Source organism: Intestinibacillus sp. Marseille-P6563 (assembly GCF_900604335.1).
Taxonomy (GTDB): domain Bacteria; phylum Bacillota; class Clostridia; order Oscillospirales; family Butyricicoccaceae; genus Butyricicoccus_B.
The window spans coordinates 781,775-802,016 of sequence record NZ_UWOD01000001.1 but is presented as its reverse complement, the minus strand read 5'-3'; the positions used below and the strand labels follow the sequence as shown (position 1 = coordinate 802,016).

At 54.0% G+C, this 20,242-nt stretch carries 23 protein-coding genes; 10 read left to right on the top strand and 13 right to left on the bottom strand.

From position 1 onward, the window contains the following. The first annotated feature begins 4 nt into the window (after positions 1–4). A complete protein-coding gene (locus tag EFB11_RS04160) occupies positions 5–952 on the top strand; it encodes an AraC family transcriptional regulator (protein WP_122789067.1) in 948 nt (315 codons plus the stop codon). Between the two features lie 311 nt (positions 953–1,263). Here the strand turns inward: EFB11_RS04160 and EFB11_RS04155 are convergent, their stop codons facing one another. Both EFB11_RS04155 and EFB11_RS04150 read right to left on the bottom strand, forming a co-directional pair. Next, a complete protein-coding gene (locus EFB11_RS04155; protein WP_122789066.1) occupies positions 1,264–2,676 on the bottom strand; it encodes a trimethylamine methyltransferase family protein in 1,413 nt (470 codons plus the stop codon). Positions 2,677–3,113: 437 nt separating this feature from the next. After that, positions 3,114–4,838, bottom strand: a complete 1,725-nt coding sequence (locus tag EFB11_RS04150; protein ID WP_122789065.1) for a sigma-54 interaction domain-containing protein — start codon at positions 4,836–4,838, stop codon at positions 3,114–3,116. Positions 4,839–5,009: 171 nt separating this feature from the next. Here EFB11_RS04150 and nudC point away from each other — a divergent pair, with 171 nt between their 5' ends. Further along, positions 5,010–5,840: an NAD(+) diphosphatase gene (gene nudC / locus EFB11_RS04145; RefSeq protein WP_122789064.1), complete on the top strand. Its 831-nt coding sequence runs from the start codon at positions 5,010–5,012 to the stop codon at positions 5,838–5,840. Positions 5,841–5,880: 40 nt separating this feature from the next. Here nudC and EFB11_RS04140 read toward each other — a convergent pair whose 3' ends face one another. Beyond that, positions 5,881–7,428, bottom strand: a complete 1,548-nt coding sequence (locus EFB11_RS04140) for a trypsin-like peptidase domain-containing protein (RefSeq protein ID WP_164706596.1) — start codon at positions 7,426–7,428, stop codon at positions 5,881–5,883. A 276-nt stretch (positions 7,429–7,704) separates the two neighbouring features. Between EFB11_RS04140 and EFB11_RS04135 the strand changes: the two genes are divergently transcribed. The 4 genes from EFB11_RS04135 (at position 7,705) to EFB11_RS04120 (ending at position 11,378) form a co-directional block, all read left to right on the top strand. Then, the gene (locus tag EFB11_RS04135) at positions 7,705–8,988 is read left to right on the top strand and encodes an O-acetylhomoserine aminocarboxypropyltransferase/cysteine synthase family protein (RefSeq protein WP_122789062.1); all 1,284 of its coding nucleotides are present in this window, start codon (positions 7,705–7,707) and stop codon (positions 8,986–8,988) included. A 314-nt stretch (positions 8,989–9,302) separates the two neighbouring features. After that, the gene (locus EFB11_RS04130; RefSeq protein ID WP_122789061.1) at positions 9,303–9,704 is read left to right on the top strand and encodes a MerR family transcriptional regulator; all 402 of its coding nucleotides are present in this window, start codon (positions 9,303–9,305) and stop codon (positions 9,702–9,704) included. A 231-nt stretch (positions 9,705–9,935) separates the two neighbouring features. Further along, complete coding sequence (locus EFB11_RS04125; protein ID WP_122789060.1) at positions 9,936–10,634, top strand: radical SAM protein; 699 nt, start codon at positions 9,936–9,938, stop codon at positions 10,632–10,634. A gap of 12 nt (positions 10,635–10,646) precedes the next feature. Beyond that, on the top strand, positions 10,647–11,378 hold the full coding sequence (locus tag EFB11_RS04120; RefSeq protein WP_122789059.1) for a queuosine precursor transporter: 732 nt from the start codon (positions 10,647–10,649) through the stop codon (positions 11,376–11,378). Between the two features lie 41 nt (positions 11,379–11,419). Here EFB11_RS04120 and EFB11_RS04115 read toward each other — a convergent pair whose 3' ends face one another. The 7 genes from EFB11_RS04115 to EFB11_RS04085 form a co-directional block, all read right to left on the bottom strand. Then, complete coding sequence (locus tag EFB11_RS04115) at positions 11,420–11,692, bottom strand: hypothetical protein (RefSeq protein WP_122789058.1); 273 nt, start codon at positions 11,690–11,692, stop codon at positions 11,420–11,422. Between the two features lie 89 nt (positions 11,693–11,781). Next, complete coding sequence (locus EFB11_RS04110; RefSeq protein WP_122789057.1) at positions 11,782–12,636, bottom strand: carboxypeptidase-like regulatory domain-containing protein; 855 nt, start codon at positions 12,634–12,636, stop codon at positions 11,782–11,784. Positions 12,637–12,657: 21 nt separating this feature from the next. Beyond that, the gene (locus EFB11_RS04105; protein WP_122789056.1) at positions 12,658–13,248 is read right to left on the bottom strand and encodes a hypothetical protein; all 591 of its coding nucleotides are present in this window, start codon (positions 13,246–13,248) and stop codon (positions 12,658–12,660) included. 101 nt (positions 13,249–13,349) lie between these two features. Beyond that, the gene (locus EFB11_RS04100) at positions 13,350–14,000 is read right to left on the bottom strand and encodes a GDSL-type esterase/lipase family protein (RefSeq protein ID WP_164706595.1); all 651 of its coding nucleotides are present in this window, start codon (positions 13,998–14,000) and stop codon (positions 13,350–13,352) included. A 12-nt stretch (positions 14,001–14,012) separates the two neighbouring features. Then, complete coding sequence (locus tag EFB11_RS04095) at positions 14,013–14,273, bottom strand: TIGR03905 family TSCPD domain-containing protein (protein ID WP_122789054.1); 261 nt, start codon at positions 14,271–14,273, stop codon at positions 14,013–14,015. Between the two features lie 20 nt (positions 14,274–14,293). Continuing rightward, entirely contained in the window at positions 14,294–15,013 is a 720-nt protein-coding gene (locus EFB11_RS04090) for an HAD family hydrolase (protein ID WP_122789053.1), read from the bottom strand. Positions 15,014–15,034: 21 nt separating this feature from the next. After that, complete coding sequence (locus tag EFB11_RS04085) at positions 15,035–15,592, bottom strand: TIGR01440 family protein (RefSeq protein ID WP_122789052.1); 558 nt, start codon at positions 15,590–15,592, stop codon at positions 15,035–15,037. A 172-nt stretch (positions 15,593–15,764) separates the two neighbouring features. Between EFB11_RS04085 and EFB11_RS17510 the strand changes: the two genes are divergently transcribed. The 3 genes from EFB11_RS17510 to EFB11_RS04070 are packed head-to-tail and all read left to right on the top strand — an operon-like array spanning position 15,765 to position 16,557. Beyond that, positions 15,765–16,103, top strand: a complete 339-nt coding sequence (locus EFB11_RS17510) for a spore coat associated protein CotJA (protein WP_442906814.1) — start codon at positions 15,765–15,767, stop codon at positions 16,101–16,103. Beyond that, entirely contained in the window at positions 16,100–16,354 is a 255-nt protein-coding gene (locus EFB11_RS04075; protein ID WP_122789051.1) for a spore coat protein CotJB, read from the top strand. The genes EFB11_RS17510 and EFB11_RS04075 overlap by 4 nt, the downstream gene beginning before the upstream one ends. Continuing rightward, positions 16,354–16,557, top strand: a complete 204-nt coding sequence (locus EFB11_RS04070) for a manganese catalase family protein (RefSeq protein WP_122789050.1) — start codon at positions 16,354–16,356, stop codon at positions 16,555–16,557. Before EFB11_RS04075 ends, EFB11_RS04070 begins: the two co-directional genes overlap by 1 nt. A 55-nt stretch (positions 16,558–16,612) precedes the next feature. On the opposite strand, the gene EFB11_RS04065 is transcribed toward EFB11_RS04070, so the two are convergent. From EFB11_RS04065 to EFB11_RS04055, 3 genes are all read right to left on the bottom strand, one after another. Beyond that, on the bottom strand, positions 16,613–18,130 hold the full coding sequence (locus tag EFB11_RS04065) for a recombinase family protein (RefSeq protein ID WP_122789049.1): 1,518 nt from the start codon (positions 18,128–18,130) through the stop codon (positions 16,613–16,615). After that, on the bottom strand, positions 18,127–18,348 hold the full coding sequence (locus EFB11_RS04060; RefSeq protein ID WP_122789048.1) for a hypothetical protein: 222 nt from the start codon (positions 18,346–18,348) through the stop codon (positions 18,127–18,129). The genes EFB11_RS04065 and EFB11_RS04060 overlap by 4 nt, the downstream gene beginning before the upstream one ends. Before the next feature lie 133 nt (positions 18,349–18,481). Then, a complete protein-coding gene (locus EFB11_RS04055; RefSeq protein WP_164706594.1) occupies positions 18,482–19,687 on the bottom strand; it encodes a sensor histidine kinase in 1,206 nt (401 codons plus the stop codon). A gap of 324 nt (positions 19,688–20,011) precedes the next feature. Between EFB11_RS04055 and EFB11_RS04050 the strand changes: the two genes are divergently transcribed. Further along, the gene (locus EFB11_RS04050; protein WP_122789046.1) at positions 20,012–20,242 is read left to right on the top strand and encodes a hypothetical protein; all 231 of its coding nucleotides are present in this window, start codon (positions 20,012–20,014) and stop codon (positions 20,240–20,242) included.

Genomic DNA, 20,242 nt, shown 5'->3' with positions numbered 1-20,242 from the left:
CACAATGATGCAGATTTATGCCATTCCCCATCACGGCGAGCTGTCCGACCTATACGAGGGCGGCGTGCTGCCGCGCATGGCGTATTTTGCACACTCGGTTTTGCGTGCCGATGGACGGTCGCGGTCCATGCATCAGCATACCAACGTGACCGAACTGGTGCTGGTCTGCAAAGGGGAAGGAATCCATTGTGTGGATGCCCATACCTACCATACGCATCCTGGGGATTTTATCATTTACAATCAAAATTCCCTGCATGATGAGCGGGCTGCCGTACCCGAAGGTATGGAACTGTTTTGCTGCGGGATTGCGGGCTTACAGCTCAAAGGACAGGCCGCGGGACGGCTGGCGCTCACGCCAGGTGAAGTCTGTGTGCCCAGCGGTGAAACTTTCCCTAAGCTGCGTCTGGTGATGGAATGGATGGAACAGGCGATACAAAGCGGCCAGCCCGATATCAGCCGCATCACCGACGGCTTGCTGTGCAGTCTGCTGGCGATGGTGCGGGGACTGCTGCATGAGCGGGTAGCGGTTGCGGTCGACCGTTCCGACCGTACCGAGATCGTGCGCGCCATGCGTGCCTACTTGGATGCTCATTATACCGAACCGTTCACGCTTTCGGATTTGGCAGCAGCCTTTCGCGTCAGTCCCTATTATGCCGCCCATCTGTTCCGGGAGGAAACCGGGTATGCACCTATGCAATACCGCTTACAGCGGCGCATCGGCGAAGCCCAATCGCTGCTGACCGATACGTCCTATTCGATCACGCAGATCGCGCAGGCAGTCGGCTACGATAACCCGAATCACTTTACCCAACGGTTTACCAAGGTCGTCGGGGTATCGCCCCGCCAGTTTCGCAGACAGAGTGTATCCCAGAGTTCCTTTCCCGAACGGCACACTGAGTATACCGCAGACGATTGGAAAATTCATTCGCAAGATTGCGAAAATCACGGATAACCAAATTTTTTATTTTTCTTTCATCCGCAAAGAAATTGGGGGAGAAATGAACCTAAAAAAACAGGAAAGCAAAGGGAACACAAAGCATTTTCTCTCCAAAGAAAAAGAATAACCTTCTTTGCCTTGCAGCAAGAAGGTTATTCTTTTTGCGCTTCGAGGAATGCCTTGCAAAAAAACAGGAAAGCCGGGACCAAAAGGTCCCGGCTTTCCCGTCTCAGAGCATTTCGAGCATAACACGAAAAATCGTGTTGGATATGGGCTGCGAAAAGGGATGGGTCTATGCATGCTGACATCCGGTACAGATGTCGTGCTTATACGGTGCAGCGTGCAATCACATCCTCGCTAATGCCGCGTTTACGCAAAAGTGCCTGCATCGCGGCCAGGGTATCGGCAGGGATCTCCGGTTTCTGATACGAGGCCAAAAGTTGCTCCATGCGCTTATCCACATTTTTATAGAATGTCTGCGGGTCCGACTTGGAACCACGGGAAGCCAGATGGGGCGTCAGCAGTTCTTCCCGCATGTAGTCATAGGTGTGTTCCTGGGTCAGATATTCGCCGCCTGGACCCACTTCATGAATCAGTTCCTCGGGAATCGTATCTTCGTTGACGTCGATGTCTGCCAAATAGCGGTCAATGTGTTCCTGAATGTCAAAGTCCAGCAAAAGCTTATCATAAGACATGGAAAGATAACCGTTCATGACACCTGCCGAGTGCAGCATCAGATTGATGCCATGTTTGCGGGAAGCATAATAGGTGAGCGCACCTTCATAACCACATTGGGGGCTGAAAATGTTGGCGTCGCTCAGCGTTCCGCCACCGCGGGAGGGTACGCCATAGAATTTGGCCAGTTCGGCGCCATATTTGACGCAAAGCGCACTCTCCGGCGCACCAATGGCAATGGCACATGACCGCAAGTCAGCAGCAGTCGAAGCTGTGCCATAGATGACAGGAGTACCGGGATTGGCCATCTGGGCCAGGATGATGCCCGCCAAAACCTCAGCGTTGGTCACGGTAATGGTACCGGCAATGGTGACCGGCGACGTGGTGCCGGCCATAGCAGCCGAGCAGATCACAACCGGCTGACGGTATTTGCCAAAGGTTAGGATGGTTTCGGTCATGTCATCGGTAGCAAGCAAGGGTGTGTTTGGATTGGACAGACCAACGAGCACACAGTGCTGCCGCAATTCATCCTCCGAATACCCAAAGCGGGTGCGGGTCATTTCGATGACAGCTTCCATCTCTTCATAATTGCCGCCCGCGGTATACAACGGCTTGGTGGAGTGGCAAAGCGAGGCATAATTGAGCACAAGATCGTTCCACTCGGGCGGAATGCCGACCGGATCAACGGTCATGCCGCCGTTGAACCCAATGTTGGGGTTTGCTTCGTAAAGTTTCTGAATCTTTAGATAGTCTTCAATGGTCGCGTCGCGCTGGGTACCGTCCCGGTCGATCAGATTGGTCACGATGGTAACGCCGCGGGCCCAGTGCCCGTCACCGATGGTCAAATTATTTTTGGGATCGATGGCTTCGAATAAAAAGCTGGAGGGCGCTTTGCCCACCCATTCCATCACCATGTCGGGGCTAAAAAACGCAATATCGTCTTTCATGGGAACGCCATGTTTCAGCAGAATTTTCTGCGCGTCCGGATGTACGAACTTGACTCCGGTATGTTCCAGAATGCGCAGGGTGGCTTCATGAATTTTTTGCACTTTTTCTTTGCTCATATGTCATTTCCTCCTACTGTTTTCCATATACTCGAAATACGCTTATGAAAGAAATTCATACTTACAAGAGAAGCAAAAGGCATGCCAAAATGTGCAGAGCCGTCAAAAAAGGCAAAAAGTCATGTGAGAATGGTGGATTTATATAAAAATAGGAAACAAAAACTGTATAGCTTTAACAAGGAAACCGCATGACATGGAAAGCGATTCTTTTGTAAAAAAACGTCGGGCCGTGTATATACTTCTACAAGAGCAAAGAAAATTGGCGGTTCTAAAAACCAACATGCAAAGAAAATAGGCACCAGATGCAAAGAGGACTGCAAAGATGAATGGGACCCGTATAGACGGAAAGAATTCCAGTGTTTTTCTCCAACACAGAAGTATTTCGAAAGAAAAAGACCAGGGCATATGCAAATTTTTTTTGCATATGCCCCGGTACGTCACATTTTGGGAGGCTTATGAAGCAATGCGGCAACGTCGATTTGATGCCGCTTGATATGATATTGCAAATTTTGACGGCTCATTTTCAGGATGCGGGCCGATTGTGTGATGTTTCCGCCGGTTTCCTGCAACACTTTGCACAGGGTGCTGCGTTCAAAGCTATGGACGGTGGTCTGGAAAGAATCGTCTGCCGGCGCTGCAGGCAGCTGCACGTTGATGTGTGCTGGCAGATCTTGCGGGGAGATCGAGGAAGAGGCGTCAGGCAGGACATTCATGGCATGTTCGATGGCGTGCTGCAACTCCCGCACATTGCCGGGCCAGTCATAGGCTTGGAAGATTTCCAGTGTGGCGGCGTCAATGGTGCTTACCGTACGCGCAAGTTTCTTGTTGCACTGCATAATAAAATGCTTGGCCAGCAGCAGAATATCTTCTTTGCGGTCGCGCAGGGGAGGTACATTGATATTGACCACACCTAGGCGGTAAAATAAGTCGCGCCGTAGCCGGTTTTCTTCCATGGCCTGATAGGGCGGCATGTTGGTATTGGACAGGACCCACACATCCACATGGATTTCGGATGAGCCGCCGACTCGCCGGATGACTCCGTCTTGCAGCACGCGCAGCAATTTAGATTGCAGGTTGATGTGCATGGAATTGATTTCATCGAGCAGTAAGGTACCACCATTGGCCTGCTCAAACAGGCCGGGACGGCGTTCAGCTCCGGTATAGGCACCGCGTTCGGTGCCAAACAACAGGCTTTCCAGCAAATTTTCCGGAATGGCGGCACAGTTGATGGCCAAAAAAGGACCTTTTGCACGGCGGCTGGCATTGTGAATGCTTTGGGCAAACAGTTCTTTGCCGGTTCCGGTTTCGCCGTAAATCATGACCGATGAATCGGTTTTGGCGACCTGTTTGCACTGTGCGACTACCCCGCTCATGATGGGGCTGATGGAGATGATATCGGAAAAGGTATAGCGGGCTGCAAGCGCACTTTTGACTTGGGGTTTGTGAGATGCATGGCTTTCCAGCAGTTCGGCTTGCAGGTCGATGATTTTCTTGTTCAGTTTATCGATTTCGCTCCAGTCTTTGAGCATGCTGAAGCCGCCCAAGACCTGCCCATTCTGCACAACGGGAAAGGCGCTGGATACAACATCGATATGTTTGCCATATCGCGTGCCATAATATTGCCGCATATTCACAAGCGGCCGCCGTTCCTGGATGACGCGCGGCACGGCGGCTTTGCTGCCGTCAAGCATGCAATAGACATCATCGATGGTCTCGCCGCGTACGTCTTCGGTGACCATGGAGTCCAAACGGATGGCCGCATGATTGAGTAGCCAGATACGGCTTTCACAGTCGCAAAGCACAATGGCTTCGCTGATCTGATCGAGCACATGCAGCAGCATATCATGGCAAGCGTCGTTGGAAGCATCTCGGAAGACCACGAGCTGGGTATGAGGCGGCACCATGGCTTGCAGTTCCGGGACCGAGTACCGTACAAGGTATTCACCAAAGGCAATGCGCTCATAGACTTTTTCCTGGGGCTCCTCACACAGGATGGGAGCGATCTCGCGCAGGTATTTGCCCACCAATTCACCGTCGCCATGTAGTAGGCGATCGGCTGCTGCATTGGCTTCAAGAATGCGGCTGTTGGATTCCAACAAAACCGCGCCAAGCGCGCAATGGGACAAAATATCCAATAATTGTGTTGTAGAGGGATTCGACATGGGATCAGTCCTTCTCATTTCGTAACCATGCTTTTATTATACAAAATCTGCCCCGGAAATCAAGTATCGAGGGATTGCTGTATTCGTGTGCACATGATTTGACAGGCAAAATCGACATGCAGTATAATAATTTCCGGTGGAATTCTAGAAAGATAGGACGGTGGACAAAAGATGCTGCAAGAAATTGCACCGCATGTGTATCACAATGAGTTTCAAAACCCCAAACCGCGGGAAACCGACCTGGTGACCGTATTCGATGGCCGCGGCGCGCTGCTTGATGGGGGACGTTATCCAACCGTGACCCGGATGCGCAAGTTGGGCGTTTCGGATGAGGATTTGGTGTACTTATTTTCGATCGATGATACGGCGTTCTTCCTGTTGTGGGAAGTCACGGACGCGGTACGCGGCGGCTTGGAGATGGACCGGGTGGAAGCCTGCCGAACCATGGAAGGCCCTTATATGGCACTGGCTGGGGCAACGGCTCTGCATCTGTACCGGTGGTACCGTGCCAACCAGTTTTGCGGCTGTTGCGGTACGCCCAATCAACGCGATGAAAAAGAGCGCGCCATGCGATGCCCGGTCTGCAATGCCATTGTGTATCCGACCATTGCGCCGGCGATTGTCGTGGCGATTCGCGATGGCGACCGCATTGTCCTGACCAAATACGCCGACCGGGCAACGCCGCGGTATGCGCTCATTGCAGGATTCATCGAGATCGGCGAAACCATGGAAGATACTGTGCACCGGGAGGCTATGGAAGAAGTCGGTCTTAAAATCAAGAATCTGCGGTACCATGGCAACCAGCCATGGGGCTTTTCGGGTACCCTGATGTTGGGATTCTGGGCCGATCTGGATGGGGATGATACCATTACGCTCGACCGGCAAGAACTCAAGGAAGGCGTTTGGGTGCGTCGGGAAGATGTGCCGGAAACCCCCAATCCGCTGGATTTGACCCATACGATGATGGAACTGTTCCGAAAGGGATTGGACCCCAAAGACTAAATAAAACCGGGTGATTTGCTGCAAATCACCCGGTTTATTTTTATACAGAAGCTTTCAAAACGGCACTTTTTTCCGATTCCACACCATCGCATACGGCTGTCACAGCAAATTCATAGGAAACACCGCTGCGGATGGTCAAAGCGGCCGAATAGGGGCTGCTGTGCTGGAAGCGATGCGGGGAGCCAAAATCCGAACAAAGGGTATAATCTTGATTGGAGCCCGTGCGATAATAGAGCAGATAATAGTCTGCATTGTCTACGGCATCCCATTGCAGATACAACGTATTGCCCGATGACTGTACAAGGCGCAGGCCGGAAGGTGCGGATACGGCGCTGTTTTCCGCATAAAAATCGGCCAGGGTTTGGTGGTTGCGGTCGGTCAGCTCCTCCAGTGCATGGATGGGGATGGCAAACCCCAGATTCTGTCCAGCCGTGATACCGGCATAGGTCACGCCGATCAGTTCTCCCTGCGCGTTAAACAGCGCGCCGCCTGAGCTGCCCGAACTGATGGCAGCCGTAATCTGCAATTCATTGTCCCGAATGGACGAGATAATGCCTTCGGAAACGGTATTTTGCAGACCATAGGGGCTGCCGATGGCGACGACCGTATCCCCAACGGCCAGCGACGTGGAGTCACCAATGGTGACCGGCGTCAGATCGGTGCGGTTGATGCGCAGCAGCGCCAAATCCAGAGATTCCGAGGTGTCCTCTACATAGACCGTGCCGTCATAAACCGAGCCATCGTCAAAGGTGACGGTCATGGACTGCATACCGTCGATGACATGATAGTTGGTGACGATCAGCCCATCGGAGGAAAGGATTACGCCGCTGCCCTGAGCAACTCCCTCGGAGGTGGGGCCTTCCAGCAGAACCACACTTTCCTTTTTGGCAGCGATTTCCGAAAGGGAGAGTTCGGTCTTCGATTGTTCGGACACGACAGTGGCTAAAAACTGGCTGGCTGCGGTGGCATCCAGCTTGCCGCTGCCAGCCAGCTGTTCGACCAGCAGGACGCTGCTTCCGTCTACGGGAAAGCGCAGCGTGTAATAGGTCAGCTCGGCGGCATCCCCGCGGGTGAATGTGCTCGAAGTCATGTCTTCCACCGTCTGTTCATCCAGCAGACCAATCGATTGGGCAAACGAGAGCGCTTGCACATAGGTGAAATCTCCATCGGCTTCGGTGTAGCCCAGTGCACGCAGCATCAGGACGGTATACATCTGCATGGTCATCGCCATTTCCGACCCGAACATGGTGTCCCCAATGCCGGCGACAAGCCCATTTTCATAGGCATAGGCGACATAACCGGACGCCCAATCGGGCACATCGGTAAAAGGCGTCTGGGTACCGGACATCTGCTGGGCTTCTTCTTCCGCACCCAACATGCGCACCAGAAGGGCGACGCCCTCCGCACGGGTGAGTGCGCGGTCCAGTTCATAGCCGTTTTCTGTGCCGTAGAATACGCCCAGCTTATACAGACTATCTGCGTATGCAGTTTGGGTCTGGGCGGCAAATGCGGCGGTTTGTGGGACAATCAAAAGCAGGCAGAGCAAAACGGCAGCAACTCTGCGCAAGGGCGGGAATGTAGTTTTCACGGTGCCTCAGCCTTTCCTAAAAAATCTCATTTGTTTCCAAGTATACCGGGTAAGTTTGAAGATTTGGTGTAAAAAGCGTGTACATTCCGGAAAATCACTGGATCAAGCGGTTGACAATACAGAGGAGAAATGTTATAATTCCAAATATCCTATTGGAAAGGTAGGAAAATGGATGCAATTTTATTTTACTCTTCTCCTGCGTGCCAATTTCCGAAACGGGCGAATGTGAAGGGACGATTGCCCAACACATTGACAACAGAAAGGAAATGGCATTTTATGAAGAATTATCGTTTTGAAACCTTAGCCCTGCATGCAGGGCAGGAGACCCCCGACCCCGCGACCGGTGCACGGGCCGTCCCCATTTATGCAACCAGTTCATATGTTTTTGATGACGCGGCCCAGGCCGCTGCGCGCTTTGCGCTCGAAGAAGGCGGCAATATTTATTCCCGGCTGACCAACCCCACCGTCGAAGTGTTTGAAAAGCGCATGGCGGCGCTGGAAGGCGGCGTCGGGGCGCTGGCTACGGCGTCCGGTTCGGCGGCGATTGATTATGCGGTGCGCAATATTGCAGGCGTGGGCGATCACATCGTGTCCTCGGCGAGCATCTATGGCGGGACCTATAATCTGTTTGCCAATACCCTGCCCGAATCAGGCATCACCACCACCTTTGTGGATGCTTCCGACCCGGAGAATTTTGCCCGCGCCATCACTCCGCAAACCAAGGCGATCTTTGTGGAATCGCTCGGCAATCCGAACTGCGATATTATTGATTTGGAGGCTGTGGCAGCTATCGCACACCAGCACCAGATTCCGGTGATCGTAGACAATACTTTTGCATCCCCCTACCTGTTCCGGCCGCTGGAACACGGGGCAGACATCGTGGTACATTCGGCGACCAAGTTCATCGGCGGTCACGGCACCGTGCTGGGCGGCGTGATCGTAGACGGTGGACATTTTGACTGGGGCGCAAGCGATAAGTTCCCCGGCCTGTCGACGCCCAATCGTTCGTATCACGGTGTGGTCTTTACCGAGGCATGCGGCGCGCAGGCCTACATCGTCAAGGCACGCACGACCCTGCTGCGTGACCAGGGCGCCTGCCTGTCGCCCTTCCATGCGTTCCTGCTGCTGCAAGGCCTGGAAACCTTGCCGCTGCGCATGGAGCGACATGTGGAGAATGCGCAAAAAGTCGTGGATTTCCTGAAAGATCATCCCATGGTCGAGCGGGTGCATCATCCGTCGCTGGAAACCGGACGGCAGCGGGAACTGTATGACCGGTATTATCCCAACGGCGGCGGTTCGATCTTCACCTTTGAATTGCGGGGCAGCGCCGACCAGGCACGGCGGTTTACCGAATCGCTCGAGCTGTTTTCGCTACTGGCCAATGTGGCCGATGTCAAGAGCCTGGTCATCCATCCGGCGTCGACCACCCATTCCCAGATGGAAGAGCACGAACTGCGTGCCTGCGGCATCACGCCGACGACCATCCGCCTGTCGATCGGCACCGAACACATTGCAGATATTCTGGCCGACTTGCAGCAAGGGCTGCAGGCAGTACAATAACAAAAAGCCCCACGAAAACCGTGGGGCTTTTTGTTCCCAGAATATACAGCAAAAGGAGAGGTCTGTGCGACCCGCATCTGCCATTACGGGCGTCCAGACAAAAGAAAAGGTAAGGAAACCGCAACGATTCGGATTGCCGTATTCTGTGCTGTATCGTTTGGACAAATCCAGCATAAAGCACGGACCTTCAAAAATCAACCGGCTCCGCACGAAACGACAGGCAATGCGCACGAAATGCAGCGACCGCGTATTTTGGTCTTGACTTGGAGCCCACTTCAAGTGTTACAATGGCAAAAACAGAGGAGGGGACCGGCATGACCATTGCACAGGTGAGCAAGCAATATGACATTTCTGCCGATACACTGCGATATTATGAACGGATCGGACTGATTCCGCCCGTACCGCGCAACAAAAGCGGCATCCGCGACTATGATGAGGAGTCTTGCCGGTGGATCGAGCTGATGAAGTGCATGCGCAAGGCCGGGGTGCAGATCGAAGCCCTGATCGAATATGTTGCCCTGTTCCAGCAAGGGGATGCGACGGTGGATGCGCGCAAAGCCATCCTCATCGAGCAGCGCGCCCAGCTCATCGAGCGGATGGAAGAAATGCAGGCGTCGCTCGACCGCCTCAACGATAAAATCGAACGGTATGAGCAGGGGCTGATGCTGGTCGAACAGGACCTGCAAAGACGGCGGCAGGAGCATACCAGCGCGTGAACCGACAAAGCACCGGAAAAATTTCCGGTGTTTTTTTCTTGCGTTTGTGCAATGGGTGTGGTATACTGAGTGTCGGTAAAATTGGATAAGACAGTTCGTAACCATCCTGTCTCTAAACAAAACTAGGACATCCATGCGCCGCCGGGGCATCCTGTGCGGAGGTCATGGGCTTTTTGATGGTGCGTTCTAAACGGAAGGCACTTTTTTATTTGCCGAAAAGGAGAATCCATCATGGTGCGTTATGCGGTGATTGAGGACAAAAATCCACGGGAGATCGTGTTGCTGCGCGGGCTGGGCTGCCAGTGGCTGCGCTGCGCCTTTTGCGACTATCATACCGACGGCAGCAGCGACGCGGAAAGCAATTATGCGCTCAATGTCCAGGCTTTGGAGCAGGTGACCGGGTGCTATCACCATCTGGAAGTCATCAATTCGGGGTCGTTCCCCGAACTGGATGCCAAAACCATCGACCGCATTGAGCAGGTCTGCCGGGACAAGGACATCCGCATTCTGCATTTTGAATGCCATTGGATGCACCGGCGGGTGCTGCCGGCCTTGCGGGAGCGGTTTGCCCAGGTAGGCGTCCAGGTGAAAGTTAAAACCGGGGTGGAGACCTTTGACCGCGCGTTTCGAGAGAATGTGCTGCACAAGGGCATAGGGGAAAGTGACCCGGCGGTGATTGCTGCACCTTTTGACGAATGCTGTCTGCTGTTTGGCCTGACCGGACAGACCGAGGAGTCCATGCAGCACGATATCCAAACCGGACTGGCTCATTTCGAGCGGGTGTGCGTCAATCTGATGGTGGAAAACACCACGCCCATTCGGCCGGATGCCGCCGTTCGGGACATCTTTATCCAGAAAATCTACCCGCAGTACCGGGACGATCCCCGGGTGGATATTTTGCTGGAAAACACCGATTTTGGGGTCGGTTAAAGGAGGAACATCATGCGAAACGAAATTATTCTGATTGTATCCTTGGTGGTGCTGTATGGTGCGGTACTGTTTTGGTACCGGCTGTTTGGCCGCGCCGGGATGTATGGGTTTACCGTGTTTGCCACCATTGCAGCCAATATTGAAGTCATGCTGCTGGTGGATGCCTTTGGAATGGAAATGACGCTGGGTAATATCCTGTTTGCGACGACTTTCCTGGTCACCGACATCCTGTCGGAAACCGAGGGCAAAGCCGCCGCGCAAAAGGCGGTCTATGTCGGCATTGCCACTTCGGTGCTGTTCATTCTGGTGTCGCAGTCCTGGCTGCAATATCAGGTCAGTGCAAACGATCAGGTCTATCCGGCATTTGCGCAGGTCTTTTCCAATACCCCGCGGATGATGATTGCCTCCCTGGCCGTGTATGCGATCGCCCAGATTTTTGATGTGTGGATGTATCATTTCTGGTGGCGGCTGACAACCAAGCGGTTTGGCGATAGCCGACGCTTCTTGTGGCTGCGTAACAATGGTTCGACCCTGCTGTCCCAGCTTTTAAATGCCGTTCTGTTCACCGCATTTGCCTTTTGGGGCACCTATGATGTGCCGACGCTGGTATCCATTGCCTGGTCGAGCTACATTATTTTCATTGTAACCTCTCTGGCCGATACCCCGGTGGTCTACTGGGCGCGCCAGATTCATGACCGTCAGGCCGGTACCCCGGCCGTGAAAAACGGACAGTTATCCCTTTAAAAAGACAGCCGGCGCTGCATGCAGCGCCGGCTGTTTTCCTGTTACGAAGATGGGGGAGATGCAAGGGGCTGCCAGCAGATGCAGCCCGTTTGGAACACACAGTGCAGGGCGATATGCCTGCCGGGCAGCAGGTGCAGCAGAATTTGAAGCTGCTGCCTCTGTCGCCGGAGCGTTAACAGATAAGCGCCCGGACATAGGTCACAAAACAGCGATTTCCCCTGGCAGAGCAGCGTTTTGGCCCAAAATCCCCGTCGGCAGCCCAGGCGCAGGATGACTTGGTCCAGCGGCTGAAAGTCCGTTACCTGGACCTGCACACTGCAATCCTTGGAATGCAGACAAAGCGAGACATTGGCTTCTTGCCCCGGTGCCAGGCAGAAACGGCGGCTAAACCAAAGCCCTGGGTTTATCGGTTGAGCTTTGCCTTGACCAGATACTGGCCGCCGGTGACACCGCCGAACAGATACTTTCCCTCTGCGTTGGTCTTGGTGATGGATACCAGCACTTCCGCGCCTTCTTTGGTGACCTGATACAGGCCAACAAAGCATCCAGCGACAACCTGACCGGCCTGATTGCGGATGATACCGCTGACCGTGCCGTTATAGGTGCGCGTGTCAACGATCATGGACATGGTCAGGTTGACGATCGAGCCGCCCAGGATGGTCGCAGTCATGGACGATACCGAACGGTAGCCATCGGCAGAGGACAGCAGGGTATACACCCCGTCGGCAACATCATAGAAGGCAAATTCGCCGTCATCGGCCGTATAGGTGGTGGCAACCTCGATGTTGGCGCTGTTGCGCAGGGTGATTTTTGCACCGGCCAGCGGCTTGGAAACACCCTCCAGGTCAACGGCCGTCAAAATACCAGCGATCGCACCAAGGGACAGGGTGGTATCCGCCGTACAAAGCAGGTTGATCTGCGTGGTGGCACTTTCCGAAAGCGTCACACCGGCTGCATCGCTCAGGCGGTACCCATCCTTGACCGCACCCAGGCTGTACGTGCCTGCCGGGATGCCGGAGATGGAAAACGCACCGGTTTCATCGGTCAGCGTGTGTTTATACGGCATACCGGATTTGTCGAACAGTTTGACGGTCGCGTCCGCAATGGGATCGGTCCCATCGGTGACGGTACCATAGACCGTGGCAGAGGTCGCAGAGGCAGGGGGGAGTTCCAGGTCAATATTGGCCTCTTCCATCCCTTGAATCTGAAAGTTTTCGCTGTACTGCAGACCGAGCAGATCTTGTTTGATGTCAGGCATTTGACAAACCTCCGAATGAAATTATGGGGTCTGGCGGGACGCACGGGAGGGACAGCCGATCAAAAAGCCGACACAGCCGGATACAAAGTCGCGGAATTGCACAATGGTTGCCGCAATAGCATCCGATTCGGCCAGGGACGGGAACCATTGCGAAGCATTGCGCAGCAGGATCAGTGCCAAAAGGCAAAACAGACCGATGCCGGTGGCGACCGCGATTTGCAGGCTGCAGGTTGCAGCGGCTTCGTTCCCTCCGTCCGACTGCGCGCCGCCGGATTCCAGATTGGATTCGTGTTCGCCGAACCCGATGGGATGTTTCAGCATCACGCGGTTGTTTTCGTTGTCCGCCGTTGGCAGTATATGCGCAGACGTGGACACTGGTGTCTGGGGAGCAGACGCCGTGCAAGAAGCAAAATTGGCACTGAGGAAATAACCAAAGATGGCAGCCGCAGACGTGCGCACAATGACATCAATGTCGCTGGCCGCTTGTCCGACCGCTTGGAAGAAGAACCCATAGGCCGACTGCGCCAGTAGAATGACCATAAAGATCAGCAGACTGCGGTCGACGGCAGGCATGCCGGACAATCGGGTGCGCAGGGCAGAAAAGAATTTCATATGCAGAACCTCCTTCGAATGATTCGGTTCAGCCTATGCGTTCTGCCTCAAAAGCGAGAAAAAAAGACGAAACGGTTTTCCGTTTCGTCTTTGGAAGCAATTTAATTGCCGAGAATTGCCGACAAGATGGACGCCAGCGCATCGGCCAAACGCCGGTGATCGTCCGGGCTCATATGGACACCGTCGCAGGAAGTCACCGGGCCGAGTTGCCCGGCATCAAAACAGCAGCAGCGGATGCTTTCATCGGCACAGAGGGTTTCGTAAGCATGTCCCAATTTGCGGGAACGCTCCACCGAGCGGGCGCTGAACACTTCTCCAAAAGGCGAGGTGAGCAGCGTGTGCTCATTGAGCAGCATGGGCGCTACGACCAGCACCGCCGGCGCATGACGTAGGTTCCACATGCCGGGGCTGTGTACGATGTGGATCAGCCGTCGCATGCCCTTGGCGACATCATCGACCGTCAAGCCCAGACGGTCCTTTAGGTCATTGGTGCCCAGCATGAGCACGACCAGATCGATCGGGTCGTGGGTCTTGAGCAGGATGGGCAGCGCTTTGGAACCGCTGCTGTATCCATCAAATCCATCATCATAGGCTGTGGTACGACCGTTGAGTCCGCTTTCAATGATCTCATACTGGTCGGGCAGCAGACTGCGCAGCCGTCCGGTGTAGCGGATCTCGGGGGCATACCGTCCGCCAGTGCGCGGATCAAAGCCCCATGTGTTGGAATCTCCGAAAAAAAGAATGCTTTTCAACACGATCCCTCCTTATTGGCCGGCTTGTTCCTCGTAGGCGCGCCGCACAAGCGTGGCAAGCTGATCGGAGCAGGATGTGCCGCGGCCGCCGCAGTCGATGCCCTTGAACAGGCCTTCGATCTGTTCGACGGTCATACCGTCCACAACCCGGCTGAGCGCTTGCAGATTGCCGGGGCAACCGCCCTGGAATTCTACATTATGCAGGACATTGCCGTCCAAATCAAACGAAATGCGGCGGGAACACACGCCTTTGGGGGTGAGCTGAAAGTGCATGGGATATCATCTCCTAAGATTTATTGGGTCGGAAGGTCACACAAACGGAGGATTTGCCGGGCGGCATCCGGGAAATCCGAAGCAATATAGGCCGGGGTATCGGCAACCGGCACGGGCTGACCGTGTACATTGAGCCACATGGCCTGCAACCCGGCAGCAAGTGCGCCTCGAACGTCGTGGTTAAAATTATCGCCTACCATCAGAGTTTCCTGCGCTGGGACACCCAGCCGCTTCACCGCCAACTGGAAGATGGGCGCATGCGGCTTGTCCAGTCCGGCTTCTTCGCTGGTAATGAGCGTGCCGCAGATGTCGGCCAAGCCCAGCAGGCACAATTTACGGATTTGAATGTCGGCCAGCATATTGGTGCAAATGCCGACCGGGATGTTGGCTTCTTTCAGCCGGGTGAGCAGTTCGAATACTCCTTCGCGCCGCTCCATGGTATGAAGTACCGTTTCCCAATAGGCCGCGTGCATGCCTTCGGCATAGGGGATGGGGTTGACGCCCATCGATTCCAAGCCCCATTTGGCAAATAAAACACGGTCATGGCTTTCCGGCTCATCTTTACAGGTATCGCGCAGCATCAGACGGCCGCGGTGCATGGCTTCGGCAGCCTGGCTGGCATCCAGCCCAGCGGCCTGGGCCACATAGCGGCCGGCCGCTTGCAGGCCCAACCGGTCACAAGTTGCAAAATCACCGTAAAGGGTGTCGTCAAGGTCAAATAAAACGGCTTTGATGGTCATAAAATTCTCCTTTTGGGGGGATTACAGCAAGTTGCTGTCATAGACAGCACGGCTGCCGCCGACAAATTTGGGGCGGGTACGCGCGGCCAGCAAAATAGCATCGCCCAGCTGGCGCATGGGCAGGCGCAGCGGTACAGCTACCGGACGCAGGTGCATGCCGATCAGGGTGCCGCCAATATCCAGGCCAGCGGCCGCCTGCGCGTGCAGCGATTCCACCGCGACCGGATGCCGGAATGCCTGATAGGCAGCCGTGGCAAACGAGCCGCCTGCCTTGGGCTGCGGGATGACGTTGACCGGCGCAAGTCCATAGCGCATGGCCGCGTCATATTCTATAATGAGTGCACGTCCCAGATGTTCGCAGCATTGGGCGGCCAGATACAGGCCTTCGCGCTGCAAAATGGGTAGCATGCCTTCCACAATGGCCCGAGCGACCTCGGGGCTGGAATCGGTGCCGATCTTATGGCCGCCGACCTCGCTCGAGGAACAACCGACCACCACGATCTCACCGGGAATCAGTTTGGCGTCTTGGACAAGTGCCTGCATGGCAGCTGCGGACTGGGAACGAATGGTATCCAACATTTGGAGCAACCTCCCTATTTCTGTTCTTTACTTAGTATAGCACACTTGTCTTTGTTTTTCACACAAAATTCTTTGGGTCTGCATCCGGGCGGGGAACCCGGTTTTCCGGGGCTGCATAGGATGGGGTACGGCGGAGGACCGCCGAATGCTTTCAAAAGGAGATTTTCTGCGGATGGAGCTGAAAAAAAAGAACCTCACCCCGATCTGTGGGGAAGAGGACCCGACTTTGCCCTGGCCGGATGGCGGCGATAACGTGACGGTTTCGCCCGATCCCGGCCCGGAAGAATTGCCCACGCCCGAGGTAACGCCCGATGACGGGACCCAGACCCCGGATAACGGCACCCAACTGCCCAGCGACAGCATTGACCCCAATCTTTTATCGCTGGGCATGGCGTTTGTACCGCGGCAGGCATGGGAGACCCCGTATGCTTTTGATGTCGCGCTAAAGCGCGGTACCATTTTCCCCTCGCTTGACAAACCGTTTTTAGGAGAGGAGGCGCTGCCGCGATGACCGAACGGGAAACGTTGCTGCAAAAGGTGCGGATGTATGATTTCGCCCTGGTGGATTCGGCGCTATTTTTAGACGGCCATCCCAAGGATGCCGCTGCACTCGCCTACCACAACAAAGTAACAAAGATGTATGATCAGGCGGTGGCCGATTACGAAGCCAAGTTCGGGCCGCTGACCATGAAGCATGCACAAGATACCATGCACTGGCGCTGGATCGACGATCCCTGGCCGTGGGAAGGAGCGGATAACTGATGTGGGATTATGAAAAAAAACTGCAATATCCGGTAAAGATCAAAAATCCGGACCCGGCGACCGCGAAACTGATCTTGACCCAGCTTGGCGGCCCGGATGGCGAACTGAGCGCTGCCACCCGGTATCTCAACCAGCGATATACAATGCCCTATAAGGAGTGCAAGGGGATTCTGACCGACATCGGTACCGAAGGGTCATCATGACACCTGCAAAAGCGCATAACGAAAAGCCGTCCCGGAAGACCCGGGGCGGCTTTATTCATTGGAACCGAAATACCTGCGGCAGGCCATTGAGATGCAGTTCCATATGTCGGTCGGGGAACACAGTGAGGCGTTTGAGTACCATCTTGCACAGCACGTCGCTCTCGGCGTCAAAGTTTAAAAGGGCGGTCACTTCTGCCTGGATGGTCTCTTTCAGCTGCTCCATACTATCATGCTGCTTGTTGGATGCCGCTTTTTCCAGTCGCGCTGCAAAGGATTCCGCCTGCATTTCGTACCGCCTTTTCATCGCCAGCATATCCTCTTTAGGGATGTCGCCGGAAAAATAGCAATCCATCACGGCTGCCTTTTTGTGCGCGAGGCGCTCCAGTTCCAATCGCAGCTGCTCTGGCTCGTCTTTTGCGTTTCTTTCGGTGAACCGGATGGCATCCAACGCCAGCACGGTCACAGTATGAACTATCGACACGGTATCGAGCGGAAGGTTTTTGACCGCTATTTTCAGCATGTGCATCGCGTCATCGTCCCGGACAAGTCTGCCGATTTTGCAGCCGGTCTTGCCCTCATGGACCACGGTGCCGCAGCTCCACCGGCGGACCTTTGTGCCATCCTTTAAAGTTCGGATGCGGCCCACAAAGCTGGCACCACATAGGGCGCATTTGATTTTTCCCGAGAATACATAGCGGTTGGAATGACCGTTTTGCCCGGTTCGGTGTTTGTTGTTTTGCTGCATGCGCGCCTGGGCCAGATCCCAAATATCCCGACTGATGATGGGTTCGTGATGGTTTTCTATGCAGATCAGCGGCACCTGTCCATGGTTGGCGCGCTTTTCATGGGTCAGATAATCCGGGGTATAGGTTTTCTTCTGCACCAAATCGCCTACATACTTTTCATTCTTCAAAATCTTGAGGATGGCATGGGCGTTCCATTTGCTGCCGCGGTAGGTACGGTATCCTTCGCGGGTCAGGAAACGGGCGATTTCCGAGGTGCCGACTTGCTCCACCGCATATTTCCGGAAAATCAGACGGACAAGCTCTGCGCCGTTCGGTTCCAGGATGAGTTTGCCGTTCACGACATCATAGCCCAGCATGGAACGTCCAAAGACTACACCCTTTTCCATCTGCCGGGTCTGTCCCCAAACCACGCGGTTTGAGGTCCTGCGGCTTTCGTCCTGGGCCAGGGTGGCCATGATGGATAGGCGCAGTTCACCGTCGCTGTCCATGGTATTGATGTGGTCGGTCACAAACTCCACCGCAACGCCAATCCGTTTGAGTTCGCGGGTGTAGCTGAGCGTATCGACGATATTGCGGGAAAAACGGCTGACCTCTTTGGTCAGGATCAGTTGAAACTTTCCCGCATGGGCATCGTGAATCATCTGGTGAAATTGGGTACGCCTTTTGGTGCTGGTACCTGAAATGCCTTCGTCGGCGTAGATCGCATAGAGCTCCCAGTCCGGATTTGCGGCAATATATTCCTGAAAATAGCGCTGCTGGGATTCAAAAGAGTTGGCCTGATCTTCCTGATCGGTCGAAACCCGGCAATAGCCGGCCACTCGCATCATGGACGGACTCCCTTCTGCGGAAGCTTTTTGATTTGTTCCCGGCGTTGCCGGTCCAATTGCTCCTGCGCATACCGATACTGCGGTTCGCTCAGCCGTTCGTTCTCTTTGAGGGCCAACAGCAGACCACTTTGCAAGCGATACAGGAATTTATGATCTGTTTCCGGAGTGATGGGGCGGTTGTTGTCAATGCGTTCCAGAGAAGCGTATGGTTTTGCCATGTTGACGAACTCCTGTCTCAAGGGATTTCGTTTAAAATATATGGCGTCGTTCTTGCAAGGATGACATCCTCGTGGAAAGGAGACGAAAAAGCGGTTCCTACCCATACCGTAGGAACCGCTTTGCTTTTCAGTTTTATAATACCAGTCTTAACCGGAACCAGCCATCTGCCAGGTCAAACTGGCAGACGGCTCCGTTTTTCCGGCAGAAAGCAGAGATGGATTGCACGCCCAGACCATGCCCTTCCTGCCGCGCAACCGGCAGGCCGTCATGATCAAAAGAGCACGAGCTGATATAGGGATTGGAAATTTCTAACATGATGCTGGGAGTTCCCATCATTTTGCAGCGGATCATTCGATGGGCTGCCGGCAATTTCAGATTTGCATGAATGGCATTTTCCAGTGCGTTGGCCAGAACGATGGCGAGTTCGCCCTCATCCACCGGCAGGACATCTGGTAGGGAGATCTTGGACTCTACCGGGATCCCCTGACTTTTGGCCTGATCAAAGTAAGAGGAAAACACGGCGTCTAATATCGGCGGGTGGCACCAGCGGATTGCCTGATGCTCATCCAGCCGTTTCTGGGCAGCATCCAGAAAATCCAGAGCAGCGGTTTGATCTCCGCGGGATACCAGTTCTGTGACAGTCTGAAATTGATGACGTAGGTCATGGCGCTGGATGCGGATGTCTTCCTCTACCTCTTTCACCTTCTGTAATTTTTCTTTCAGAGCGGAGATCTGCATGGTCAGCAGGGTAGCGCTTTGTAGTTCCATTTGGGCTTTGTACTGTGCCACAAGGCTTTTAAATACGGCAATATATACAAAAACCAGCGGAATGATGGCAGCGTAAACATAGATGCGCTGCGGAAAGTTTTCCAGATAACTGTTTGGCCAGGAAGATACGAAAATCAAATAGGCGCAGAACACACAGGGAATCAGAGTAAGTACGCCCCAATGGCTGGGGATAACCTTAATCAGTATACGAAAGGGGCGCCGCAGAAAACGCCATTCCAAATAGATCGCTGTGATATAAAATGCACACATGAGCAGGACATTCACAATTATGGAAAGACCGAGGGACTCTGTCAGCCAGCGAATCATCGAGGCTGACAAGGCAGACACCATAATCTGCGTTGTGTAGTTGAACACTGCCTGCGTAGGGCTATCATTCGCTGCCCAGTATGTGAGAAGCGTAGACGGAATAGAAATGGTGAAAAAAAACACACGGAGCAGCAGCAGTTCTCCACCCAGACACAGGATCATCAGGCTGGAAGCAATCACCCAAATGCTGCAAACTGCCATGATGCATAGGAGCTTTCGGCGTCCAAAACGAAATTCGGTCAAGCTTGCCATCATTCCAACGGTCATGATTGTAATTAAAAAAGTGCGAAAAACGAGAAACATTATATTTGTCATAACAAATTCCCCTTTAGCCGTCTATCCCAGTCTTTCCTCAAACATGATGTCGCTGCATGATCGAACAATTTTTTTGAATCGACACATATGGTGTCCGACGCACGGACATCCACCTTTCCACGTAGAACAAATTTTGCGCAAAAAAGTTCGAATTTTGAACAAATGCTTTCAGATTTCACGGTATTTTGTACAATGAAAATAGCATGGGAGCAAAAAAACGTCAAGTAGGGATTGCCAAAAGGAGGACTGGCTATGCGGTACGACTGTAAAGCATATTGCGACCGGCGGGAATCCCTGCCCGCCCCCAAACCAGGCGGCAGTGTATGGCCCCGGCAGAACTGTCCGGAATTCACTCCGAGAAAAGAGCACCTGCCCATCGATGGCAGACAGTGCTGGTTCTGCCGCTATGCAGATTTTCACCTCAAGTGCCTGGTGGCACTGGAAGTAGGAATCTGCTGTTGGCCGGATATACAAATCGAATAA

Coding starts and splice junctions, on each gene's coding strand:
- EFB11_RS04090 (WP_122789053.1), bottom strand. CDS start 15,013: ATGACCATCAAAGCCGTTTTATTTGACCTTGACGACACCCTTTACGGT.
- EFB11_RS04070 (WP_122789050.1), top strand. CDS start 16,354: ATGTGGGATTATGAAAAAAAACTGCAATATCCGGTAAAGATCAAAAAT.
- EFB11_RS04095 (WP_122789054.1), bottom strand. CDS start 14,273: ATGCACTTTCAGCTCACCCCCAAAGGCGTGTGTTCCCGCCGCATTTCG.
- EFB11_RS04155 (WP_122789066.1), bottom strand. CDS start 2,676: ATGAGCAAAGAAAAAGTGCAAAAAATTCATGAAGCCACCCTGCGCATT.
- EFB11_RS04065 (WP_122789049.1), bottom strand. CDS start 18,130: ATGATGCGAGTGGCCGGCTATTGCCGGGTTTCGACCGATCAGGAAGAT.
- EFB11_RS04075 (WP_122789051.1), top strand. CDS start 16,100: ATGACCGAACGGGAAACGTTGCTGCAAAAGGTGCGGATGTATGATTTC.
- EFB11_RS04135 (WP_122789062.1), top strand. CDS start 7,705: ATGAAGAATTATCGTTTTGAAACCTTAGCCCTGCATGCAGGGCAGGAG.
- EFB11_RS04110 (WP_122789057.1), bottom strand. CDS start 12,636: ATGCCTGACATCAAACAAGATCTGCTCGGTCTGCAGTACAGCGAAAAC.
- EFB11_RS04150 (WP_122789065.1), bottom strand. CDS start 4,838: ATGTCGAATCCCTCTACAACACAATTATTGGATATTTTGTCCCATTGC.
- EFB11_RS04125 (WP_122789060.1), top strand. CDS start 9,936: ATGGTGCGTTATGCGGTGATTGAGGACAAAAATCCACGGGAGATCGTG.
- nudC (WP_122789064.1), top strand. CDS start 5,010: ATGCTGCAAGAAATTGCACCGCATGTGTATCACAATGAGTTTCAAAAC.
- EFB11_RS04160 (WP_122789067.1), top strand. CDS start 5: ATGATGCAGATTTATGCCATTCCCCATCACGGCGAGCTGTCCGACCTA.
- EFB11_RS04060 (WP_122789048.1), bottom strand. CDS start 18,348: ATGGCAAAACCATACGCTTCTCTGGAACGCATTGACAACAACCGCCCC.
- EFB11_RS17510 (WP_442906814.1), top strand. CDS start 15,765: ATGGAGCTGAAAAAAAAGAACCTCACCCCGATCTGTGGGGAAGAGGAC.
- EFB11_RS04120 (WP_122789059.1), top strand. CDS start 10,647: ATGCGAAACGAAATTATTCTGATTGTATCCTTGGTGGTGCTGTATGGT.
- EFB11_RS04050 (WP_122789046.1), top strand. CDS start 20,012: ATGCGGTACGACTGTAAAGCATATTGCGACCGGCGGGAATCCCTGCCC.
- EFB11_RS04105 (WP_122789056.1), bottom strand. CDS start 13,248: ATGAAATTCTTTTCTGCCCTGCGCACCCGATTGTCCGGCATGCCTGCC.
- EFB11_RS04130 (WP_122789061.1), top strand. CDS start 9,303: ATGACCATTGCACAGGTGAGCAAGCAATATGACATTTCTGCCGATACA.
- EFB11_RS04085 (WP_122789052.1), bottom strand. CDS start 15,592: ATGTTGGATACCATTCGTTCCCAGTCCGCAGCTGCCATGCAGGCACTT.